This is a genomic window from Candidatus Borrelia undatumii (assembly GCF_020882015.2).
Taxonomy (GTDB): domain Bacteria; phylum Spirochaetota; class Spirochaetia; order Borreliales; family Borreliaceae; genus Borrelia.
In genome coordinates, this window is the sequence record NZ_CP086555.2 from 610497 (window position 1) to 631035 (window position 20539).

Consider the following 20539-nt stretch of genomic DNA (forward strand, 5'->3'; position numbering starts at 1 on the left):
TTCCACAATGGAGTCAATACACTATTCCATTCAGAATTTCTCTAGATAGTATTTTGTCTTTAGATCGTTCCAGTACTAGGTTAATACCATTTATTTTAAGCTCTCCGTTTTCTGCCACAATTTGAGTTTGCATAAATTTATCTATACTAATCTTTGCTGGATAATTTAAGTCTTTGTCAATATCGCTTTCAAGTATGATTCGCTTGCCAGGAATAGGATTATCTTTAAAATGTTCCATGATTATTACTTTAAAGTTTTTATTCCTATCCTCGGTTGAAATTAACATTCCCTCAGATTTTATTCCTCTAAATTTAGCAGGTTTTAGATTGTCAACTATTATTATGTGTTTTCCAATTAACTCTTCTTCCCTATAATGGTCTGCAAGGCTGCTTACAATTTGTTTGCCATCCATAGTTCCATCGTCAAGTTTTAAAATGAATAATTTCTCTGCATCTGGGTTTCGCTCTATTGCCTTTACTTTTACAACTTTTAAAAACACTTTTTCACTAAATAATTTTACTGGATCTTCTGTTTGTTTTTCTTGCACCCTTTTACCTCCTGAATATTTTAATTTTAAGTTATCGATTAATTCTTTTTCTAGCTTTGTAAATAAAACCTCAGTAGTATTAATTGTGCTTAATCCTAAATTTGTTCCTAAAAATTTTTTGGAAATATCGTAGCTATCTCCAAAAAATTTTCTTATCTTGTCGCTTGTTTGGGGCATAAACGGTGATATTAAAATTGACAAATCTCTTATTAGGTATACTAGATTTAACAAGAGCTCTTTTGTTGCCCCAGGGTCAATATCCTTTGTTTTCCATGGCTCTCTGTCTTGAAATATTTTATTGCCCATGCTTGAGATATTAAGAATTTCCTTTAATGCTGCTTTTAGCTCCGTTTTATTAAAAAAGTCTAGAATTTTCTCATATTTGAGATTTATTTCTTCCCAAAAATCATTTTTTATGTCTATTTTATCTATTTTGTCTCCAAAAAATTTTCTGTAAAATGCTAAAACTCGATTGACAAAATTTGAAAAATTACCTATGAGCTCAGTATTCGTTCTCTCCAAGAGATCGTCCCACATAAATTGAAAGTCAGATTTTTCAGGCCTATTGTAATATATATAAAATCTCCAAACATCAGCAGGTATTCCAGTAGTAATAGCGTCATTGCCAAATATTCCAGTACTCTCGGATTTTGAAAATTTGAGGTTTTCATAGTTTAAATACTCGCTTGCAGATATTTTGCTGAGCATTGTCCAATTTTCCCTGCTTGCAAGCTCTACAGCAGGAAAGACAACGGTATGGAATAAGATATTATCTTTCCCAATAAATTGCACTAAACTTGTTTCCTCGTTGTTTTTCCACCAAGATTCCCAGTTTTTTACGATTCCTTTTGTAATTGAAACATATCCAATCGGCGCATCAAACCACACATAAAATACTTTATTCTCATATCCCCTTTTGGGTACCGGCACACCCCATTTTAAATCCCTCGTTATTGCTCTCTCTTTAAGGCCATCTCTTAAAAACGCGTTTGTCATTTTGATAGCATTGGTATTCCAATTAGCATTTCTTGAGCTTGTTTGTATCCAATTTTTAAGTTCGTCTTTTATTTTTGGTAGGTCAAGATAGCAATGCTTAGTTTTTTTTAAAGTGGGTACACTTTTGCAAATCATGCATTTTGGATTTATTAAATCAGAGGGAGCTAGTAGCCTAGAACAGTTTTCGCATTGATCTCCTTTTGCGTTATTTCCGCAATTTGGGCATTCTCCTGTTACGTATCTATCTGCCAAAAATATAAGGTCATGATTACAAAAAAAATTTTCACTTTCTTTTTCTGTAACATAACCATTTTCTTCCAGCTTCAAGAATAGATTTTGTACAGTTTCATTGTGATGTTTATTAGTTGTACGTCCGAAGATGTCAAATTTAATATTAAACCATTCATAGATTGATCTGTGTATTTCATAATATTTATTGCAGAGTTCTTCGGGGCTAACTTTTTCAATCAAAGCTCTAATTTCTGTAGCTGTTCCGTATTCGTCCGTACCACAGACATAAAGTGTTTCTATTCCAACCATTCTTGAATATCTTGCGAAAGCATCCGCTGATATAACTTGTACCAGATTGCCAAGGTGAGGTATGTTATTAACATAGGGCAGTGCAGCTGTAACTAGGTTTCTCTTTTTCACTCGTACTACTTACCTCTTACTATAAGATGTCTATATTTTAATGCTAATGCAAGTTGTGTATATTATACATTGATTATAAATTTTAATAAATGTATATGTATTCATTGAGGATGAATATATGGGGGTTGTTGTGAGCTCTTTTAATTTTAAAGATTATGTGTTTTGTAAGGCAAGAGAAGAGGTGTTAAGAATTGGAGACAGAGCTAGCATAGTTTTCCCTGAGAGTAGTGATGTAAGAATCTTAAAGGCAGCGATTGAAATATTAAAGGAGAGGTTGGCGGGTTCTGTGGTTCTTATTGGAGAAAGAGATAAGATTTTTAAAAAATTAAGAGAACTTGTAGGATTTGGGGAGGATATTTTAGAAATGATAAGAGTTATAGATCCTAATTCGTTTGATGGTTTAAATAGATACTTGGATGAATATTTTACTTTGAAGCAAAATAAGGGATTGGCTTTAAGTAAAGCTATGATGGAGATTTTAGACGATGTTTGTTTTTCTATGATGATGGTAAGACTTGGGGATGTTAAGACCTGTGTATGCGGATCTTTGTTATCTTCAAGTAGGGTATTACGAAGTGCTTTAACCATTCTTCCTATGCTTAAGGATACTAAACTTGTATCGTCTTTTACTATTATGGATACTGGTTATAGTTGCGGCATGAATAAAACTTGTTTTGGGCATGAGGGTATTCTACTTTTTGCTGATTGTGCCGTAGTTGTTGATCCTACCTCTACAGAGCTTGCAGAAATTGCGATACAGAGTGCAAGTTCTTTTAAGAATATTTTTGGGATAGAGCCAAAAGTGGCCCTATTAAGTTTTTCTACAAAAGGATCCGCTTATTCAACGGAAGTTGAAAAGGTACAGCATGCTTTAGAAATTGCTAAGAGTAGGTATAAAGATTTGCTCATTGATGGAGAACTTCAAGTTGATGCAGCTTTAATTAAAAGTATTGCAGATAGAAAATGTAGTGATTCTTTAGTTGCCGGCGCCGCAAATATATTGATTTTTCCTAATTTGGCGGCTGGAAACATTGGATATAAACTTGTTGAGAGATTGGCCTTTGCCAAGGCCTATGGACCCTTTTTGCAAGGATTTCAAATGCCTGTTAGCGATCTTTCAAGGGGTTGCTCTGTGGATGATATTGTATTAATAAGTGCTCTGATGATAGGTGGTTAATTTGTTTGAAATTTCAATGAATTCTTGAATAGAAATCTCTTCCGGTCTTTTATCTAGAAAAATTTTTAAAAATCCTTTTTCAAGGATCTTTTCGTTTTTAACAAAGTTTATGATTGTATTCTTTAGTTTTTTTCTTCGGCTTGTAAACACTATTCTAACTAATTTATTAAATTCCTTAAAATCTTTAATTTCTTGCCGTTTAGGGACAAGCTTGAGGGTTGTAGATTCCACTTTAGGAGTTGGATAAAAATTACCCTTGTCGATGTTCATGATTTTAGTTACATTAAAGTGTGATTGTACTAAAACTGTGAATGAAGAGTAATTTTTGTTTCCATTTGTTGCAAGCATTCTATCTGCCAGTTCTTTTTGTACTGTAAATACCATTTGCTTTAAAATTTTGCTTTCAATAAGCGTGTATATTACTTTCGATGCAATGTTATAGGGTAGATTTGAAAATATTTTATTAACATTTGTTTTTTCTCTCTTATATGTCTTTAAAAAATCCCCTTCTATTAACTTAAAGTTTTCAAATTTTCCAAATTGTTCGTTTAAAATTTCTGAGTACTTGGGGTCAATTTCAAAAGCGGTTAGAAAATTTATTTTTTTGAGTAAAATAACTGTCATTGCACCAAGACCTGGCCCTATTTCCCAGACTTTTTCATTTTCCTTTGCCCCAAGAGCATCTATTATTGCTTCTCTTATGTGTCCATTTATTAAGTAATGCTGCCCCCATATTTTTCTTGGAGCTATATTTTTTCGTTCAAGTTCAGTTTTTATACTGTTTATGCTATTATAATTTATCCCCATAGACACTAATAATAGCATATAGACGATCTTAAGAGTATTTTTGCTTTTCTATTGTCTCTTTTTCTAGTTTGAAAATTATGTAAAGTATTGTTAGTATGCCTAGGATCGCAAAAATACCTATATTATGGTTTTGAATTATCGGGAATTTGCTGCAAATAATTGCTGTCTCCTTTATTGCCTTAAAAATATAGGTATTTATTAGGTCAAATAATAAAAATAAATGTGTGTTCAGGGTGTAAAATACCAAACTTAATATTTTCATTATTAGGAATAATAGCATAAGAGGGGCAACTATTAGGTTTGACAAGATTGAGATAGGCGATAGGTTGAAATTGTTAGCATAAACAATGGGAGCTGTAGTAATTTGAATCAAAAGTGTTGCAAGAACAGAGGATATGAATCCATTTAGGTTATATCTGTCTTTAATAAAAAGGGCAATTGATATACCAAGTACTGAAAGATAAGATAGTTTAAATCCTGTTGAATTTAGTGTGTGTGGTAAAATCATAGCATTTGTTATGAAACTAATAGATAATGCACTTAATAAATTAATTTTTCCATAAATTAATCTGTACAATATAAGTACTTCTGTCATGATAAATGCTCTCAGGGCGGAGGGAGAGCATCCTGTTAAGATTAAATAATTGAGCATTATTGCACTCATAATTAATAACTTTAGCATTTCGTTTTTTGTTATCAATAAGAGTAGGTGATAAAATATAGTGTAAATTAGGTAAAAGTGTAGCCCAGATATCACTAGTATGTGAAATAGGCCTGCTTTTTGAAATAAGTTACGCTCATATTTTGTTATTTCTGATTTGTTGTTTGCTAAAATTGCTTTTGAAAAATGGGAGTAATAGGGATTTATGGCATTGAAAAATGGGTCTAATAATTTACCGTATTGCTCTCTGATTTTTACGAGTATCGGTCTTTTAATAAGTTTTATTCTGCCTGTTTCAATTTTAAATATGTCTCCGATTTCGTGATGATTTTTAATATTTTTAAACATAAATTCATGTTGTATGCCAAAGCCATCTATCGATTCAATCTTGATTTTTGAATATTTGGGCAAATAAGTAATATTTGTTATTTTATAGGAATCATCTTCAAGTCTTTTAAAGTCTAGACTAATTTCAAAGGCCGATAATAATATTATGTTAAGAACAAATGTAAGCAAGAGATGATAATTTTTTTTTGCTAAAAAAATCAATATTAAAGCTAAATTTAAATGTATTAGGTTAAATTTAAAGTAATATCGTATCAATAAGTTTAATGAGCCTATAATAAATAACAAAATCACCAGTAATCTCTTTTTAAGTATATATAAGATCATCTTTAGGTAAATCAGACAAGATTTGACAATATTGCATATATGTTTAATAATTTACTATGAAATTATTGAATAATAAATATCCTGCCAGGTACGCTCTTTTAGAGCTTTTTTTGGCTTGCTTTGTCTGTACGCACGTGTCTCCTTTTGTAAGTGTTGATGAGAATCTTTGGAATTTTAGTGGAAATCATTATGTTTATTGGTTGTATAGTGCTTTCTTGATTGTTTTTATCCTACATTTTGCCAGATTAACAAGTGCTACTTACTTTAGAGATGAATTTTGTATACCTAAATTTAGGTTAATTTTTATTTGGGAATCATTTTTAATTTTTATTAAGCTAGTCATTTTTATTGTTGTTCTGTTACTTATTCTTTATTTATGTTTTAAATATTTTTTCCCAAAGTCATGGAGATCTTGGGTTGAGGCAGATGTTGGTAGTTTTAGATGGAACATGAGTAGTAAGGAATCGCTTTATTTGATGGCTATTACTTCTCTTTTTACGGGAGCAGTTGAGGAGTTGTTATATAGATCTTTCGTTATTACTAAGCTTAAACAGGTGGGGTTTGGTTCGTTTGTTTCCGCTATTTTCAGTAGTATTATTTTTGCCTTTGGACACGTTTATTATGGATTTGTTGGCGCATTTATTACGTTTATCCTTGGCCTTTTGCTGGCTTTTATCTATTTAAGATATAACAATGTATATTACGTGAGTTTAGTTCATAGTATTTATAATACTGCTGTTAGTGCTGTAATCTTTGTGTTAAGTTAGTTAAGGAGGGTTTATGCTGGATACTATACCTAAGCGTTTTAATGAAGTTGTGAAACTTTATGGTGATCTTGATATTTTTATTTATAGGGAGAATGAATCTAGAGAGTATAAGAAGCAAATATATTCTGATTTTTGGAATGAGGTTAAGGGAGTTGCATCCGGGTTACTGCATTATGGCATTAAGAGGGGAGAGAAGGTGGCACTTGTTTCTGATTCAAGAAGGGAGTGGATCATTGTTGACCTTGCTGTTATGAGTTTGGGTTGTGTTGATGTTCCAAGGGGGAATGATTCGCCTGAAGATGAAATATCATATATCATTAATCACTCTGAGTCTGTTTTCGTCTTTGTAGAGAACGATAAGCAGCTTCAAAAGGTGCTTGCTAAAAAACAAGAGCTTAGATTTGTTAAGTGTATCTTTGTTATAGATGACGATAAACTTTATGAGGAAAAGCTGGGGTTTATTACGGTAATCTCTTATAAGAAATTGTTAAGTAGGGGGAATGTTTATTTAAATAATAATCCTATGGTATTTAATGCCGAGCTTGAGCAGGGGGCGGGGAAGGATATTGCTACTATAATATACACATCAGGAACAACTGGGTTTCCAAAGGGTGTAATGCTTAGGCATGAATCTTTTATTTTTCAAATAGATAGGATTTACGATTATATTCCATCGCTTAAACCGGGTAAGATAATGATATCCATTCTACCACTTTGGCATTCTTTTGAGAGGGCTTGTGAGTACATAATTGCTCTTGGAGGAATGTCAATTGCTTATTCTAAACCTATTGGGCCTGTTTTGCTTAAGGATTTTGCAGCTTTAAATCCCCATGCAATAATTTCTGTTCCAAGAATTTGGGAAGGAATAAGGATTGGTATCATTAAAAAAGCATCGGAATCCCTTTTAAAGAGGGCTTTATTTGGCGTTTTCCTGAGGATTGGAATTTTTTATGTAAAGCTTAAGGAGAAATTTTTAGGTCTTATCCCTGTTTATAGGAAATCAAATTTGTTGGTTTCCTTTTTTATGAAATTTATTTTTCTTTCAGGATTGATTTTGATTTTCCCTTTTAAATTTTTGGGAGATCTTTTGGTTTTCAGAAAAATAAGGAAAGCACTAGGGAAAAGGTTTGAGTTTGGTGTTTCTGGTGGGGGAGCTTTGGTAGAGTATGTAGATTATTTTTTCAAAGCGTTGGGTATTGTGGTTCTTGAAGGGTATGGACTTACAGAGACAGGTCCTGTTTTAAGTGTCAGGCGTTTAAGACATCCTGTTGCCAAGACTGTTGGGTCTTTCCTTCCAGACGTTGAGTACAGAGTGGTTGATAGTGATGGGAATTGTTTGCCCCCTGGTGAGAAAGGAGAGCTTTGGGTAAGATCTCCTCAAGTTATGAGTGGGTACTTTAAAAATGAATTGGTTACAAAAGATGTTTTAACTTGGGAAGGGTGGTTTAATACGGGCGATTTGGTTCGTGTAACAATTAATCATGAGGTTTCAATTGTTGGTAGAAGTAAAGATACGATTGTGCTGAGGGGCGGGGAAAATATTGAACCTGAGCCCATTGAAAGGGCTTTATCGAAATCTTTACTCATTGAAAATGTTATGATTGTTGGGCAAGACCAGAAATTTTTGGGAGCTGTTATTGTCCCTAATTTTGAATCACTTGAGCAATGGGCGAAGTCTAATGGAACAATCTTTTCTTCTCGGGATGATTTGTTGTCTAGTGACGCTGTTAACAAGCTTTATTCCAAATGTATTTCGGATATAGTTAATCCTAGGTCTGGTTTTAAGAGTTTTGAGAGAATAGTGGGGTTCGTTTTATTAAAAGATTCTTTTGTTGTTGGTGAGGAACTTACCAGTACTTTGAAGCTTAAAAGGTACTACATATTTGAAAAGTATCACAAAAAGATAATGTCGATATTCAGTAAGGACGATTTTGAATTGGTATGATGTAGAGATGGTTCTTAACTTTACATCTTTTTCATGTAGGGAATGTTTAACAAATTCATGCAGTTTTTTATTGTTTGTAGGACTGCTCTGGATAGACTTATTCTTGCATTTGTGAGCTCGAGGTTATTTATGTCTATTATTTTCGTATCTTGGTAGTATGCGCTAAAGCTTTTCGCAAGAGAATATGAGTACTGAGTTATTAATGAGGGATTCAAGTCTCTTGCGGCTTTCATTACATGTTCTCCAAATTCAGAGACAACCTTAGTTATTTCCCATTCTTTTTCCTGATTCAATAGATCTAGATTAGAGGTTTCTCTTGATAAGTTTAATGTGTTGTATTTCTTAAGTATACTGTTTATTCTTGCTCCCACATATTGAATATAAGGACCCGAGTTGCCGATAAATGACAAGCTTTCTTTTTTATTGAATAAAATATCCTTCTGTATGGCCGTTTTTAATAGATAGTAGTGAATAGCTCCCAGTGATATGTCCAGGGCAGTCTTTTTTAAGTCTTTCTCATCCGAATTTCTTTCTTTCATTTCCACCATTGTTGAATTTACTAAATCATTAATTAGATTGTCGGCGTCAACCACATTCCCCTCCCTCGATTTCATTTTTCCTTCAGGTAGATTTACCATCCCGTAAGACAAATGTATTAAATTGTTTTCTTCTGCAATGCCTAATTTATCTGCGACGAAAAACAAAATTTTAAAGTGGTGGATCTGTTCGCTACCTACGACGTAAATCATTTCATCAAAATTGTATTCATTTTTTCTGGCTACTATATTCCCTAAATCTTGAGTAAGATAGATAGACGTTCCATTGGCCCTTAAGAGGACTTTCTCTTTAAGTTCTTCATCTGCGTTTTCATTTGTGGGTATTTTTATGCATATTGCCCCATCTTCTCTTCTGTAACATAAACCGTCTTTTAATCCCTTAAGTACAACATCGCGTCCAATTTCAAATATTTCACTTTCAAGATAAATCTTATCGAATGTGATATTTGTAAGATCATAAGTTTCCTTTATCCCCTCAATTGCCCATTGATTGAGCTTTTTCCAGAGTTGAACCGTTTCTGTCTCCCCTTCTTCCCATCTACACAGCAATTCTTGTATTTCTTCTTCTGCTATAGCATTATCTTTAGCGTATTCACCGTATTTTACATAGAAGTCGCCGATTAAATGGTCTCCTTTTTTTAAAGAAAGCTCTGGAGTGATGTTATTCCCAAATTTTTTGTAAGCAAGCATGGATTTGCAAATATGTACTCCCCTATCATTTATTAGGTTTATTTTTATTATCTGGCCACCAGAAGCTTTTAATATCCTTGATAAACTCTCCCCAATAATGTCATTTCTAAGGTGACCTACATGAAGTGGCTTATTTGTGTTTGGAGCTGAGAATTCTATAACTATTTTTTTATTATTAAGGGAATTATTCGTCCCATATTTTTCCTTTTCTTCATTGACTTTCGTAATTGTATCTCGAACGAATCTTTTTCTCTTAAGCTTAATGTTTAAATAAGGTCCCATTGGCTTGGCGTCATACTCCACTCCAATCCCTTTTATTATCTCTTCAGCAATGACAGATGCGTCAAGCCCCAGTATTTTGCTAAATTCGAATATCAAGATCGATAAATCGCCTAGTTCGCTCTTTGGAGGTTTTTGAATTACCGTAGTCACTTTGTTCAGCTTAATATTCTCTCTTAAGGCGAGTTTTTTTATCGTTTCACAAATTCTATCTTCTAGATCTCTTTTTATTTTACTAATCATTCTTTTTCCCTTTAATATTTGTTAATGTATTAATCAATAAAAAGAGTAAAGATGCTACTAGGAAAACATTCGAGCTATAAGCCGGTGTTTTGCTTATGTTGATCTCTTTAATTATTGATATTTTTGTATTGAAAAATTGTAAGTTTCCAGTATTTAGTACTTCTCTAAAAAGCGAAATTATTGAGCTTAATGATATGAATGTTATTATTGGCAGTCTAGAATATTGCAATATTCTAAGCGGGTCTTTTAGGTTTTTAAAAGGTTCATTTCTGTGAAATGATATTATCATAACTATTAAAATAGGAATTGAAAATTTTAAGCTATCATAAATCCTAGGAGTTGCATAACACATGAAGAGGTAAGTCAAACTAACAAAAATTCCGATTACAAGCAAGTAAATCCCCAATATTTGATTTCTTAATTCTATTTGGTTAATGATTATCGCAGGTAACAATATGCAAAGGGATATCCAACCCGATATCACAACCCCCTCTAGGAAAGTTTTTGTATAAGCAAAAATGGGGAAAAGCATTAAATGAGACCTTAAGTACATTTCTGTAACATAAAATGTTTTCTTTTGCATAAGCGCCCCTTTAACCGTTTTATTTTGTTTTAAATTGATTTGTGTCTGTATTGATATCTACAATGTGATTTGAATTTACTGTTCCAAAAGTTTTAATACTCTCAATTGCTCCCATTAATTTTCTGATTTCTTCCTTAAGGCCTCTCATTGAATTTGAGACTGTCATGTTAATCTCTTCTAAAAGAGAAACGGTATTAATAATCTCTTTATTTCCTCTAAACATCTCATTTGAACCGATTTTCACCTCATATGTTATTTCTCTCATTGTGTTTAAAGCCTTTAAAATTTCTTGGCTACCAATTGACTGTTCCTGCATGGTATGGTTTATTTCTTCTATAACTTGAACCACTAGGTTTATTGAATCAAATATTTGGTTGAACGCCTTATTCGTTAGTTCGGATGTTTTTACTGTTTTGTTAATAGAATCCATTATTTCATTTATTGAGGCCGCAACCGATTCTGATTGTGAAGTAACCTGTTCTGCAAGGTCTTTGATCTCTTCTGCAACAATTGCAAATCCCTTTCCAGCTTCCCCAGCATGAGATGCTTCAATAGCGGCATTCATTGAAAGCAGGTTCGTTTGACTAGCAATGGACGATATTAAAGCATTTGCTTCCTGAAGCCTTGTTGAGTTTTTATAAATGTCTTTAATCTGCATAATAACTTCTTCTTGCTTCTTCCGGCCATCGTCTGAGAACACTTTAAGTTCTTCCGTGCTCTTTGCAGCTTTTTGTGTTATCTCTGTGACTGATTGTATACTTCCTATCATCTCTTCAATAGCAGAGGACGACTCTTCGACGCTGGCAGCCTGAGTTTCAATGGAGTTGTCAAGTGACGCAATGTTTTTAGATAAACTTTCTATCGTGTTTGTCGTGTTTGAAATAAATTCAACCTGTTTCTCTACCTCTCCCTGTGTTTTCTCTATATACTTGTTCGAATTCGTTATCGTATCATGGGCTTTGTTTATCTCATTGAATAGCAGGTCTCCATTGTCCTTTAACAACCTAACTCTGTCTTGTAGTGAGTTTATTACATTCTTCAAGTTTTCAACGAAACACCCAAAGTGGTTTATTGTAGAGCTGATTGAGTCTTTTCCTTTTGACTCAATCTTGACTGTCAAATCACCGTATTTCACTTTTGGAATGACTTCTTTTAAATGTTCTATTTTCGTTACTATCAGTCTTTTAATGATGCCTATCATTATTAAAATAAATACTATTAAAAGTGCTGTTATTACTGATATTGACATTAACTTAATATTGCGCAGTTCATTTGAAAATATATTGTCATAGTTCATTTGTATGGCTAGATACCAAGATGAAGTTGCAAGTCTTGCTAAAGAGATTATGTTATTATTGTGGTTGGTAATAATATTGTTTTGTTTCCTAGATATCGAGTTTAGCAACTGGTTCGCTATCTTTGGGTCGTCCTCGAATAAATTATTTACAGATAATTTAATATGCTCGAATGTGTCTTCGTTTTGTTCTCCAAAAACTTCACCTTGGTTGTTAATAGCATATATTTTGAAATAATGGTTGCTTTTGTGTTGACCCCCTGCCTCTAGCAAGGATCTTTCCAAAAGCATAAATATGCCCTTTCTTAATTGTCTTATTTGCTCTATTATGTCTAGGTATAAAATGACATATCCAGTACTGCTAGCGTTCTCCCTACCTCCTGCGGAAACCTTGTAAACCATGGGTATGTAGTGCTTGTTGTTTATCTTCATTAAGTTCTTATGCAGTGAGATGATCTGGGTTTTGTTTATGAAATTCTCTGCCTTTAATCCTCTCAAGTTTACCTGGGAACCCACTCTTCTTCCATCACTTGAGTGCAAGATCTCCCCGTCTCGATTTACATATTCTATTAATCTTATGTAGGAAGGGAATAAATTAGAGTTATTAACAGATACTATACCCTTGAGTCGTTGATTTCTTTGCGCACCAGATGAGTTATTGTAATTTATGATAAACTCGTCGATAACCAGCAACACGTTCTTTGTGTCATCAACGAAGCCTTTTGTCATGGCATGATTGACGAATTTTGTAAAATTTTTAAGCTCTTTAGTTATTACTCTCCTGTACCCGTAATTTAGTAGCAAAAAAGTAGTCGTGGCGATAATTATCGTGTACAGCAAAACAGCAATATTAAACTTATAAAAAAGAGTGAAACTGGAACTTTTTCTTTTCACGCAAATCCTCACAAAACTTCTCACAAAACATCACAACCAACTAGTATTATATATGTTTTACTATATAATTATATACATATATCTGAATAATAAAATAGTTGTTTTTATTCGGGTGTTCGTGCGGTTTGTAATAAGGTAGGGAGCTTTTTTTATGGGTTTAGTTTTGGAGAATTTATGGATGGTGATTTAGTAAGCGTTAAGTTAAAAAAGATGAGTTTGTTTCTCTATCTGATGCTTTTTGTTTTTGTCTGCTTCGGTGCGTTGCTCGTGGGACAGGCCTATTTGAATTACAAAAATGAGTACGTGGCTCGTGTGGAGTCTGATTTTGTGCTGTTTTCAAGTAGTGTAGCTTCCAGGTTTAAGAGTAGGTACGAATATGCTAGAGGTGTTCTTGATGATTTTGTTAGGGACGATGACTTTTTAGGTGTTTTGCATGCTGCTTCAAGCAGTTTCATTTCAGGTATAGAATTAAGGTCTATGCATGATTTGAATACGAGTAGTACTTTATTTTTAAATTCGAAGGGGTTTGATGAGGTAAGTAAGATTTTGCGGGGCATATCTTTCACGGAGAATTCGTTAGAGGGAATTTTTTACGTTCCTGTTGGGCAAAATGTTTTAATTTCCGATAAAAGTTTTTCGTTCTTGGGTATAAACAATATCATGGAAGACCCGATTTATTTTGTTCCTGCAAGGAATAATGTTGCCTACTATTCAAGCTATAAAAGAATTAAGAACAAGTTTTATTCTATTGTCAGCATTCCAGCTGTCAGCAGTGATTCCACTACTTTGGGTGTGCTTTGCTTTGTGGTTTGTTTTGACGATCTACTGAACGATATAGCATATCAAGTTAATTCCCATCTTAAGTCTATCAACAAGAATTATGAATTTTTCATTATTGATAGAGACTCTAATCCTCTGCTTTTAAGCCTTAATGACATAAATATTGCAAATTTTTCGGAAACTTATGAGGGCAGCGCGTTAAGGAGAGCTGTAAGCTACATTAAAACAGATCCTAATGTTTCAAAATATGTTTTCAAAAATAAAAGTTCCTCTTATTTACTAAATTCTGCCCAGATTGATGGAAATGTGGTTCAGGGTATTATTTTGGATATGCACTCCCTTCCACTTATGTTTCAATCAGGTGCCGTATTTTTCCTGGGTTTCTTGTTCGTCTCGCTGATCTTTATATTCTACCTTTGTAATCACCTGGTTTTACCCGTTATGGAGGATGTTGGGATGATGCTTAACCACAAAAAGGTGAAGGAGGATGTTTTAGGTATTGATTCTCCTGCAGGAGTTCAATATAAGTCTTTTATTTTTTCTTATGTTAATTCTGAGTTTGATGGCCTTTTTTTGAAGGCTACCAATGCTTTAAGCAGTATTAGGGGCTACGCAAAGGAGTTGGGTCGGCATTTAAATGAGGTAAATATAACTGAGGAGGGAATAGAGAGGGTCAATAATAGCCTTTTTACTTATGAAAGGATAGGAGATACTTTTTCTAGGTTTGAAAAGGCAATCATCGATATTTTAAAAGATTTTGGGTCGATATCTGAGCCAATTAGTGAGCACAATAAGAATATATCAGACATTGCTACTAGGTTTGAGGAGAATGCTACTGCTTTTTATGGTATAGATAAGAATTTGGAGATTTTCAATAAGGTGGTTGGAGCAAATTCTGCAAATATTGAAAGTATAAGGAGTAAGGTTTTTGAGTTAAATTCTGTTTTTGAAAATGTAAATATGAATTTTTCCGAGCTCTTGTCTCAGACAAATAATCTTCAGAGTGCAAATAAGCTTTTAGTTTCAATATCAAGTCAGACAAATATGCTTGCAATGAATGCGGCTATTGAGGCTGCAAAGGCCGGTGAAGCTGGCAAAAGTTTTGCTGTGGTTGCGGAGGAGATTAGGAAACTCGCCATAAATTCTGGTAAATATTCAACAACCATCAAAGACGAGCTTAAGATAGTAAATAGCATTATTTCGTCTATAAGCACAGAGATAGACACCGTTTATAAAAATTTTATGGATATTCAGGACAGCGTTAATAACAATTCTGCTCAGCACGAAAGGATAAGTTCTACTCTTTCTAGACATGTAAAAGAAATTGGAGCTTTTAAAGATAAATATTTGTCTAATGATATTAAGATTAAAGATACTAAGAATATGTATAAGGAGATATTCAATAGTTACTTTTTCATTAATGGAAAGTTTAACAATTTAAACAATGATTTAGGCGAGTTCGAGGTTTCTAAGATGAGTTTGGAGGTATTAGAACCTTTGCGTGAGCACATTGCTTTAGTTGGTGAGTCTAGAGAAAAAGTTATTAGAATAAAAAATATTATTGAAAGCATTAATAATGAGCTTGAGGATGTTTGGTTTTAAGTTTTGTTTTGAAATCCGATATAGAGTACTTCTTCCTCTAGTAAAAATCCTGTTTTTGCCCTTACTTCATTTTTTACCTTTTCAATTAGGGCTTTAATGTCCTTGGCTCGGGCGTTGTTTTTGTTTACTATAAAGTTTCCATGGTGGGGAGAGACAGATGCCCCTCCGATTTCGAGACCTTTTAACATGCATTCTTCAATTATTTTTCCGGTGGGTTTGAGAAATTTTTTATTGTTTTTAAATGTGCTTCCACTACTTGGGAAGAGATAGTGACCCCTGTCTATCCTATTTTGTTTATTTTTCTTCATAGCGTTTAAGATGTGTGTCTTATTTCCCTTTGATAGGTTTAGAGTTGCTTTTAATATCAAAATATTTTTTCTTTGAAATGGCGAAATCTTGTATGAAAATTCATTTTTCTCGAATTTTTTGCAGATGGTTTGGCCGTTTTCATCTACAAAAACGATTAAATCTAGTACTTCAGAGATTTCGCTTCCAAAACATCTAGCGTTCATCCAAATGGCGCCCCCAAGCGTACCAGGGATTCCGTATATGAACTCCAGACCGCTTAATTCATTTTCTAACGCAAAACTACATAAATTTTCAAAATTAGTTCCACATTCAGCAGTAATCTTGTTGTCCTGAAGTGTGATTTTATCCAGATAACCAGTGTACATTATGGGAAAATTAATGTCTTCTTCGTCGTTTATTAATAAATTTGAGCCGCCCCCCAGAACAAATATTTTGATATTCTCTCCTAGTGCCGTCCTAAATATATATTCCGCTTCTTTAGTTGTTGTGGGTGTTAAAAATAATCTAGAGCCTCCCCCTATCTTGTAGGTAGTATAGTCTGCGAGGCTTACTGAAGTAGGAGGGGAATTAATCCTACTGAGAAAATTATTGATACTTTCCTTGAACATTCTCCCCGATTTTACATTAAATAATTGCTTTTTACAAATTTAAACTGAAAATTTTGGAATAAATGATTTATAAGAATTTTTTGGATTTCGTTATTTATAAGTTTGTCAAATTTGGGTTTTTATAATAGACTTTGTACGTTAAGCTGATTTGAGATTTTTAAGCGAGAGTTTTTGATTTGTTTGTGCGTAAATTGGCTTCTCACAGGGTGTATGATTCTTACGTTATATAATACAAGGACAAGGGATTTATCTGAGGTAAAGAGAGCGGGAGAAACCAGAGTCTATGCATGTGGTCCTACTGTTTACAATTATGCACATATCGGCAACCTTAGGACATATATTTTTGAAGACTTACTTATTAAGTCTTTAAGGCTTTTAGGTTACAGTGTTAATTATGCGATGAATATTACCGATATTGGCCACTTAACGGGTGATTCTGACGAGGGTGAAGATAAGGTAGTTAGGGCTGCAAGAGAGAGGGGTCTTACAGTTTATGAGATTAGCAAGTTTTTCACGAAAGCATTTTTTTGTGATTGTGAGAAATTGAATATAGTGCGCCCTGACAATGTGCTTGTTGCAAGCGAATATATAGCTAACATGATAAAAATTATCAAAGTTCTTGAAAAGAATAATTTTACTTACTTTATTAATGGTAATGTTTATTTTGATACTTCTCGTTTTAAGAATTATGGGCAAATGGCTGGAATTAATCTGGTTAATGCTTGTAATTCTGTTTCCAGAATTGAGGCAGATACATCAAAGAAGAATAAAACAGACTTCGTTTTGTGGTTTACGAATTCGAAATTCAAAGATCAGGAAATGAAATGGGATTCGCCTTGGGGATTTGGTTATCCAAGTTGGCATCTAGAATGTGCTGCTATGAATTTAGATTGTTTCAACGACACTCTTGGTATCCATTTAGGAGGCGTTGATCATATTGGAGTTCATCACATAAATGAGATAGCTATAATGGAATCTTATTTGAAGAAGGATTGGTGTGAAATATTTGTTCATGGTGAGTTTCTGATTATGGGAGACGAAAAGATGTCAAAATCAGGGAAGGGTTTTATTACTGTTAAGGATTTAGAAGATGGTGGATTTTCTCCTCTAGATTTCAGATATCTTTGTTTAACGACGCATTATAGAACACAACTTAAGTTCACATTAAATAGTCTGGAAGCTTGTAGGATCACCAGAGTAAATATGATTAGTAAGTTAACGTCTCTCTATTCTTCCTTAACTCAATCTGACATCTCATTGCTAGATGAGATTAATGAAAATATTGATTCCTCCTTGGGGAGTAAATATTATAATAATTTCTTAGAAAAAATAGCTTTTGATTTAAACATTCCTCAAGGTTTGGCTTTGCTTTGGGATGTTATGAAAGACTCTAGGTTAGAGGCTCTTTTAAAACTTAGGCTTGCATTTAGGTTTGATGAAATTTTTTCTTTAAGTTTAAGAGAGGAAGTAATGAAAGCTATTAAGAGAGATAATGTACACATTGATGATTGGATGAATTTTTTGCTGGAAGAGAGACGAATTGCAAAATTAAGAAAGGATTTTAGTCGTGCTGATGAGATTAGGGAGTATTTTGCTTCTAAAGGGTTCGTCTTGATTGATACTAAAGAGGGGACTAGAGTTAAAAGAGGCTAGGTATTGGCAAAATTTTTTAGTGGTAAATATTTTGTTTTAGTCTTGATTTTCATAGTTTTTTTAGGTTTATTCATTTTTTCTGGGTTCTTGTTCTATTTAAAACCTGTAATTTATTCAATATCCCCAATCCCTGCCTCACATGAAAATGTAATTGTAATTAGGGGGTACAATTTAGGCAATAAAGTGGGAGATGTTAATATTAATGATCACTATTTGACGAAGAGTAGCATTATTAGCTGGAGGGATGAGGAAATAATTTTTAGGATTACAGATGAGATAAATTCGGGACTTCTTTTCATAAGAAGTGAACAGGGACTTAGTAACGAACTTTTTCTTGTAATTAGTAGGCAAGTTCCAGTTAGACTTGGACGGGATAATAAGCCCTTGATTTTTGATACCGAGAGTTTGGTTTTAATGACCAATGTTCCCGTTACATTAAGAGGCAGAAATTTGGCATCAGATTTTTCTGTTGTTGAGGTATTTGTGCAAACGAAGCAACGACTTCATAAAGTTCTTCCTCAAAATATATTAAGGTTATCCAGAGATGAGATCGAATTCATTCCCCCAAGAACCTTAAATCACAAAGGTGAGATCTTCTTGTTGGTTGATGGCGTCAAGAGCAATAAGATTTCTTTTGATTTTAAATCAAATTTTTTTAAGTGGACTTTAGGCAAGATTAAAAATTTTAAGATATCTCAAGAAATTTATTTTGTGCAAAATTCTGATAAAGATTCTAGGTTTAAGTTGGATGACATTAATTTTAATGTTTTTTATTTGGGTCCAATTGAGAATGAAAGGCAAAAGATTAAGTTTTTAAGTAATAGTGGCACTGGTCTTGGGTTGAATAATTTATTTTTCGAAAGTTTGAAAGTTGATAAATATTATTTGAAGTTTGATGTTGAAGCTTATGGGTTGAATTTAGAGATTTTGGATAACGAACAGTTTTTGTATGGTACTAGGATAAATAAACATAATGATATGTATGAGTTTAAGAGATATGTTTCAGACAAAAGGAACAGGTATTTATCGTACGAATTACTCGATTTAAGTCCAATTACTGTAAGGACCAACGAGACAGATGATGAGTCAGCTTATAAGTTGGCCAAGTCTGTTATTGATGCTTTAGTATTGTATTTTACGATTACAGATAACAGTTTGAGTTTGAGTGAGTCCATTAGGAAAAAAGAGATTTCGGAAGATAATCTGATTACGCTTACTAATTTATTGTTTTTAAGAAAAGGGATACCGTTAAAAACGGCGATTGGGTTTTATTTCGATTCTGGATCTTCTAGCCTTAAGAGACATACTTGGTTTGAGTTTTTTTTAGCCCCCATTGGGTTTATTTATTTTGATATAATAAAGGCGGTGTCATTTAAAAATAGTGCTAAATATTTTTTGAATATGTCAGAGAATTATATTCATTATGGATACAAGGAAGATTTTGAAGACCATCTGCCCCTTAATGAATATATAGATTTGGGGTTGTTAAGATATAAAAGCTTAACAAATCGTAGTTATTCTCTGAACTATAGTTTTGCTTTGGAGGAAGGTATTAATGTTAGATAAGGATCTATTTGATTTAATTGAAAAAGAGTATACGAGGGAGAAGGAAAATATTGGGCTTATTGCTTCAGAAAATTTTGTATCGTCAAATGTAAGAAAAGCTGTTGGGAGCATTTTGACTAATAAATATGCTGAAGGGTATCCTTTAAAGAGGTACTACGGGGGGTGTTTTGTTGTTGATGAGGTTGAAAATTTAGCCATAGCAAGAGTGAAGGAGCTTTTTGGTGCAAATTATGCCAATGTGCAGCCTCATAGCGGCTCTCAGGCAAACATGGCTGCAATAATGTCGCTTATTAATCCTGGAGATAGAGTTCTTGGAATGGAGTTGTCCCATGGTGGTCATTTGACTCATGGAAGTAAAGTTAGTTTTTCTGGGATATTTTTTGACGCGTATGCCTATGGAGTATCGAGGGACACTGAGACTATTGATTACGATGAGGTTAGAAAGATAGCTAGGGAATGTAGGCCCAATTTAATAATAGCGGGGGCTTCTTCTTACTCAAGGGAAATTGATTTTAAGAAGTTTCGACAAATAGCTGATGAGGTTTCTGCCTATCTTTTATGTGATATTGCGCATACAGCGGGTCTTGTTGCTGCAGAGTTGCATAACTCTCCTATTAATGTTGCCCATATTACTACTAGCACTACTCATAAGACATTAAGAGGACCTAGAGGGGGGCTAATTCTTTCAGGTAAGGAATCTGGAAAAATAGTTAAGTCTAATAAGAAGGAGAGGGCTTTGGAGAGTGCTATTAATTCTTGTGTTTTTCCAGGAACACAGGGGGGGCCTTTGATGCATGTTATTGCGGGTAAAGCAGTGGCCTTTGGAGAGGCTTTAAGAGCAGAATTTAAAGATTATATTTCTAAAGTCATAGAAAATACTAAAGCGATGGCTGACTATTTTAGTGCAGAGGGATTTAGAATAGTGAGTGGGGGGACAGACAATCATTTATTTTTGCTTGATCTTGGTGTTTTGGGTATGACAGGGGCTGAAGCTGAAAAAATCCTTGAGGGAGTAAACATTACGCTTAATAAAAACGCTATTCCTTTCGATTCAAAAATCCCTTCTGTAGCCTCTGGAATTAGAATAGGAGGAGCAGCTATTACTTCAAGAGGCTTAAATAAAGATGATTCTTTTAGGGTTGCAAGTTTTATTAACAGAGCTTTAAAGACTAAATCAGAGAGTGAGCTTATGGGCATAAAGAAAGAAGTTATAGAATTTATTAGTAGTTTTAATATGCCTTGATTTTAATTTACAGGT

General features: G+C 33.5%; 14 protein-coding genes. 7 read left to right on the forward strand and 7 right to left on the reverse strand.

What is annotated here, in order from left to right:
• Positions 1-13: 13 nt before the first annotated feature.
• Entirely contained in the window at positions 14-2194 is a 2181-nt protein-coding gene (gene metG, locus LKV13_RS02970) for a methionine--tRNA ligase (RefSeq protein ID WP_229089224.1), read from the reverse strand.
• Positions 2195-2312: 118 nt separating this feature from the next.
• On the opposite strand from metG, the gene pta reads away from it, so the two are divergent.
• Entirely contained in the window at positions 2313-3371 is a 1059-nt protein-coding gene (gene pta / locus LKV13_RS02975) for a phosphate acetyltransferase (protein ID WP_229089226.1), read from the forward strand.
• Here the strand turns inward: pta and rsmA are convergent.
• Both rsmA and LKV13_RS02985 read right to left on the reverse strand, forming a co-directional pair.
• Complete coding sequence (rsmA, locus tag LKV13_RS02980; RefSeq protein ID WP_229089714.1) at positions 3342-4178, reverse strand: 16S rRNA (adenine(1518)-N(6)/adenine(1519)-N(6))-dimethyltransferase RsmA; 837 nt, start codon at positions 4176-4178, stop codon at positions 3342-3344. The genes pta and rsmA overlap by 30 nt on opposite strands.
• A gap of 28 nt (positions 4179-4206) precedes the next feature.
• Positions 4207-5478 (reverse strand): ComEC/Rec2 family competence protein, encoded by a 1272-nt coding sequence (locus tag LKV13_RS02985; RefSeq protein ID WP_229089227.1) that lies wholly within the window; start codon positions 5476-5478, stop codon positions 4207-4209.
• A gap of 89 nt (positions 5479-5567) precedes the next feature.
• Here LKV13_RS02985 and LKV13_RS02990 point away from each other — a divergent pair, with 89 nt between their 5' ends.
• Positions 5568-6278 carry a CPBP family intramembrane glutamic endopeptidase gene (locus LKV13_RS02990; protein ID WP_229089231.1) on the forward strand — a complete coding sequence of 237 codons (711 nt, stop codon included), beginning with the start codon at positions 5568-5570 and terminating at the stop codon, positions 6276-6278.
• A gap of 13 nt (positions 6279-6291) precedes the next feature.
• Positions 6292-8223: an AMP-binding protein gene (locus LKV13_RS02995; protein WP_229089233.1), complete on the forward strand. Its 1932-nt coding sequence runs from the start codon at positions 6292-6294 to the stop codon at positions 8221-8223.
• Positions 8224-8243: 20 nt separating this feature from the next.
• Here LKV13_RS02995 and argS read toward each other — a convergent pair whose 3' ends face one another.
• From argS to LKV13_RS03010, 3 genes are read right to left on the reverse strand one after another with little or no spacing between them, the layout of a single operon-like run.
• The gene (argS, locus tag LKV13_RS03000) at positions 8244-9992 is read right to left on the reverse strand and encodes an arginine--tRNA ligase (protein WP_229089247.1); all 1749 of its coding nucleotides are present in this window, start codon (positions 9990-9992) and stop codon (positions 8244-8246) included.
• A complete protein-coding gene (locus LKV13_RS03005; protein WP_229089251.1) occupies positions 9985-10575 on the reverse strand; it encodes a hypothetical protein in 591 nt (196 codons plus the stop codon). The genes argS and LKV13_RS03005 overlap by 8 nt, the downstream gene beginning before the upstream one ends.
• Before the next feature lie 19 nt (positions 10576-10594).
• The gene (locus LKV13_RS03010) at positions 10595-12763 is read right to left on the reverse strand and encodes a methyl-accepting chemotaxis protein (RefSeq protein WP_306701193.1); all 2169 of its coding nucleotides are present in this window, start codon (positions 12761-12763) and stop codon (positions 10595-10597) included.
• 174 nt (positions 12764-12937) lie between these two features.
• Between LKV13_RS03010 and LKV13_RS03015 the strand changes: the two genes are divergently transcribed.
• The gene (locus LKV13_RS03015; RefSeq protein WP_229089257.1) at positions 12938-15145 is read left to right on the forward strand and encodes a methyl-accepting chemotaxis protein; all 2208 of its coding nucleotides are present in this window, start codon (positions 12938-12940) and stop codon (positions 15143-15145) included.
• Here LKV13_RS03015 and murB read toward each other — a convergent pair.
• Complete coding sequence (gene murB / locus LKV13_RS03020; RefSeq protein WP_229089259.1) at positions 15142-16062, reverse strand: UDP-N-acetylmuramate dehydrogenase; 921 nt, start codon at positions 16060-16062, stop codon at positions 15142-15144. The genes LKV13_RS03015 and murB overlap by 4 nt on opposite strands.
• Positions 16063-16272: 210 nt before the next feature.
• Here murB and LKV13_RS03025 point away from each other — a divergent pair, with 210 nt between their 5' ends.
• From LKV13_RS03025 to glyA, 3 genes are read left to right on the forward strand one after another with little or no spacing between them, the layout of a single operon-like run.
• Entirely contained in the window at positions 16273-17715 is a 1443-nt protein-coding gene (locus LKV13_RS03025; RefSeq protein WP_229089261.1) for a cysteine--tRNA ligase, read from the forward strand.
• Positions 17716-17718: 3 nt separating this feature from the next.
• Complete coding sequence (locus tag LKV13_RS03030) at positions 17719-19281, forward strand: DNA-binding protein (RefSeq protein ID WP_229089262.1); 1563 nt, start codon at positions 17719-17721, stop codon at positions 19279-19281.
• A complete protein-coding gene (glyA, locus tag LKV13_RS03035; RefSeq protein WP_229089265.1) occupies positions 19271-20524 on the forward strand; it encodes a serine hydroxymethyltransferase in 1254 nt (417 codons plus the stop codon). Before LKV13_RS03030 ends, glyA begins: the two co-directional genes overlap by 11 nt.
• Positions 20525-20539: the final 15 nt, after the last annotated feature.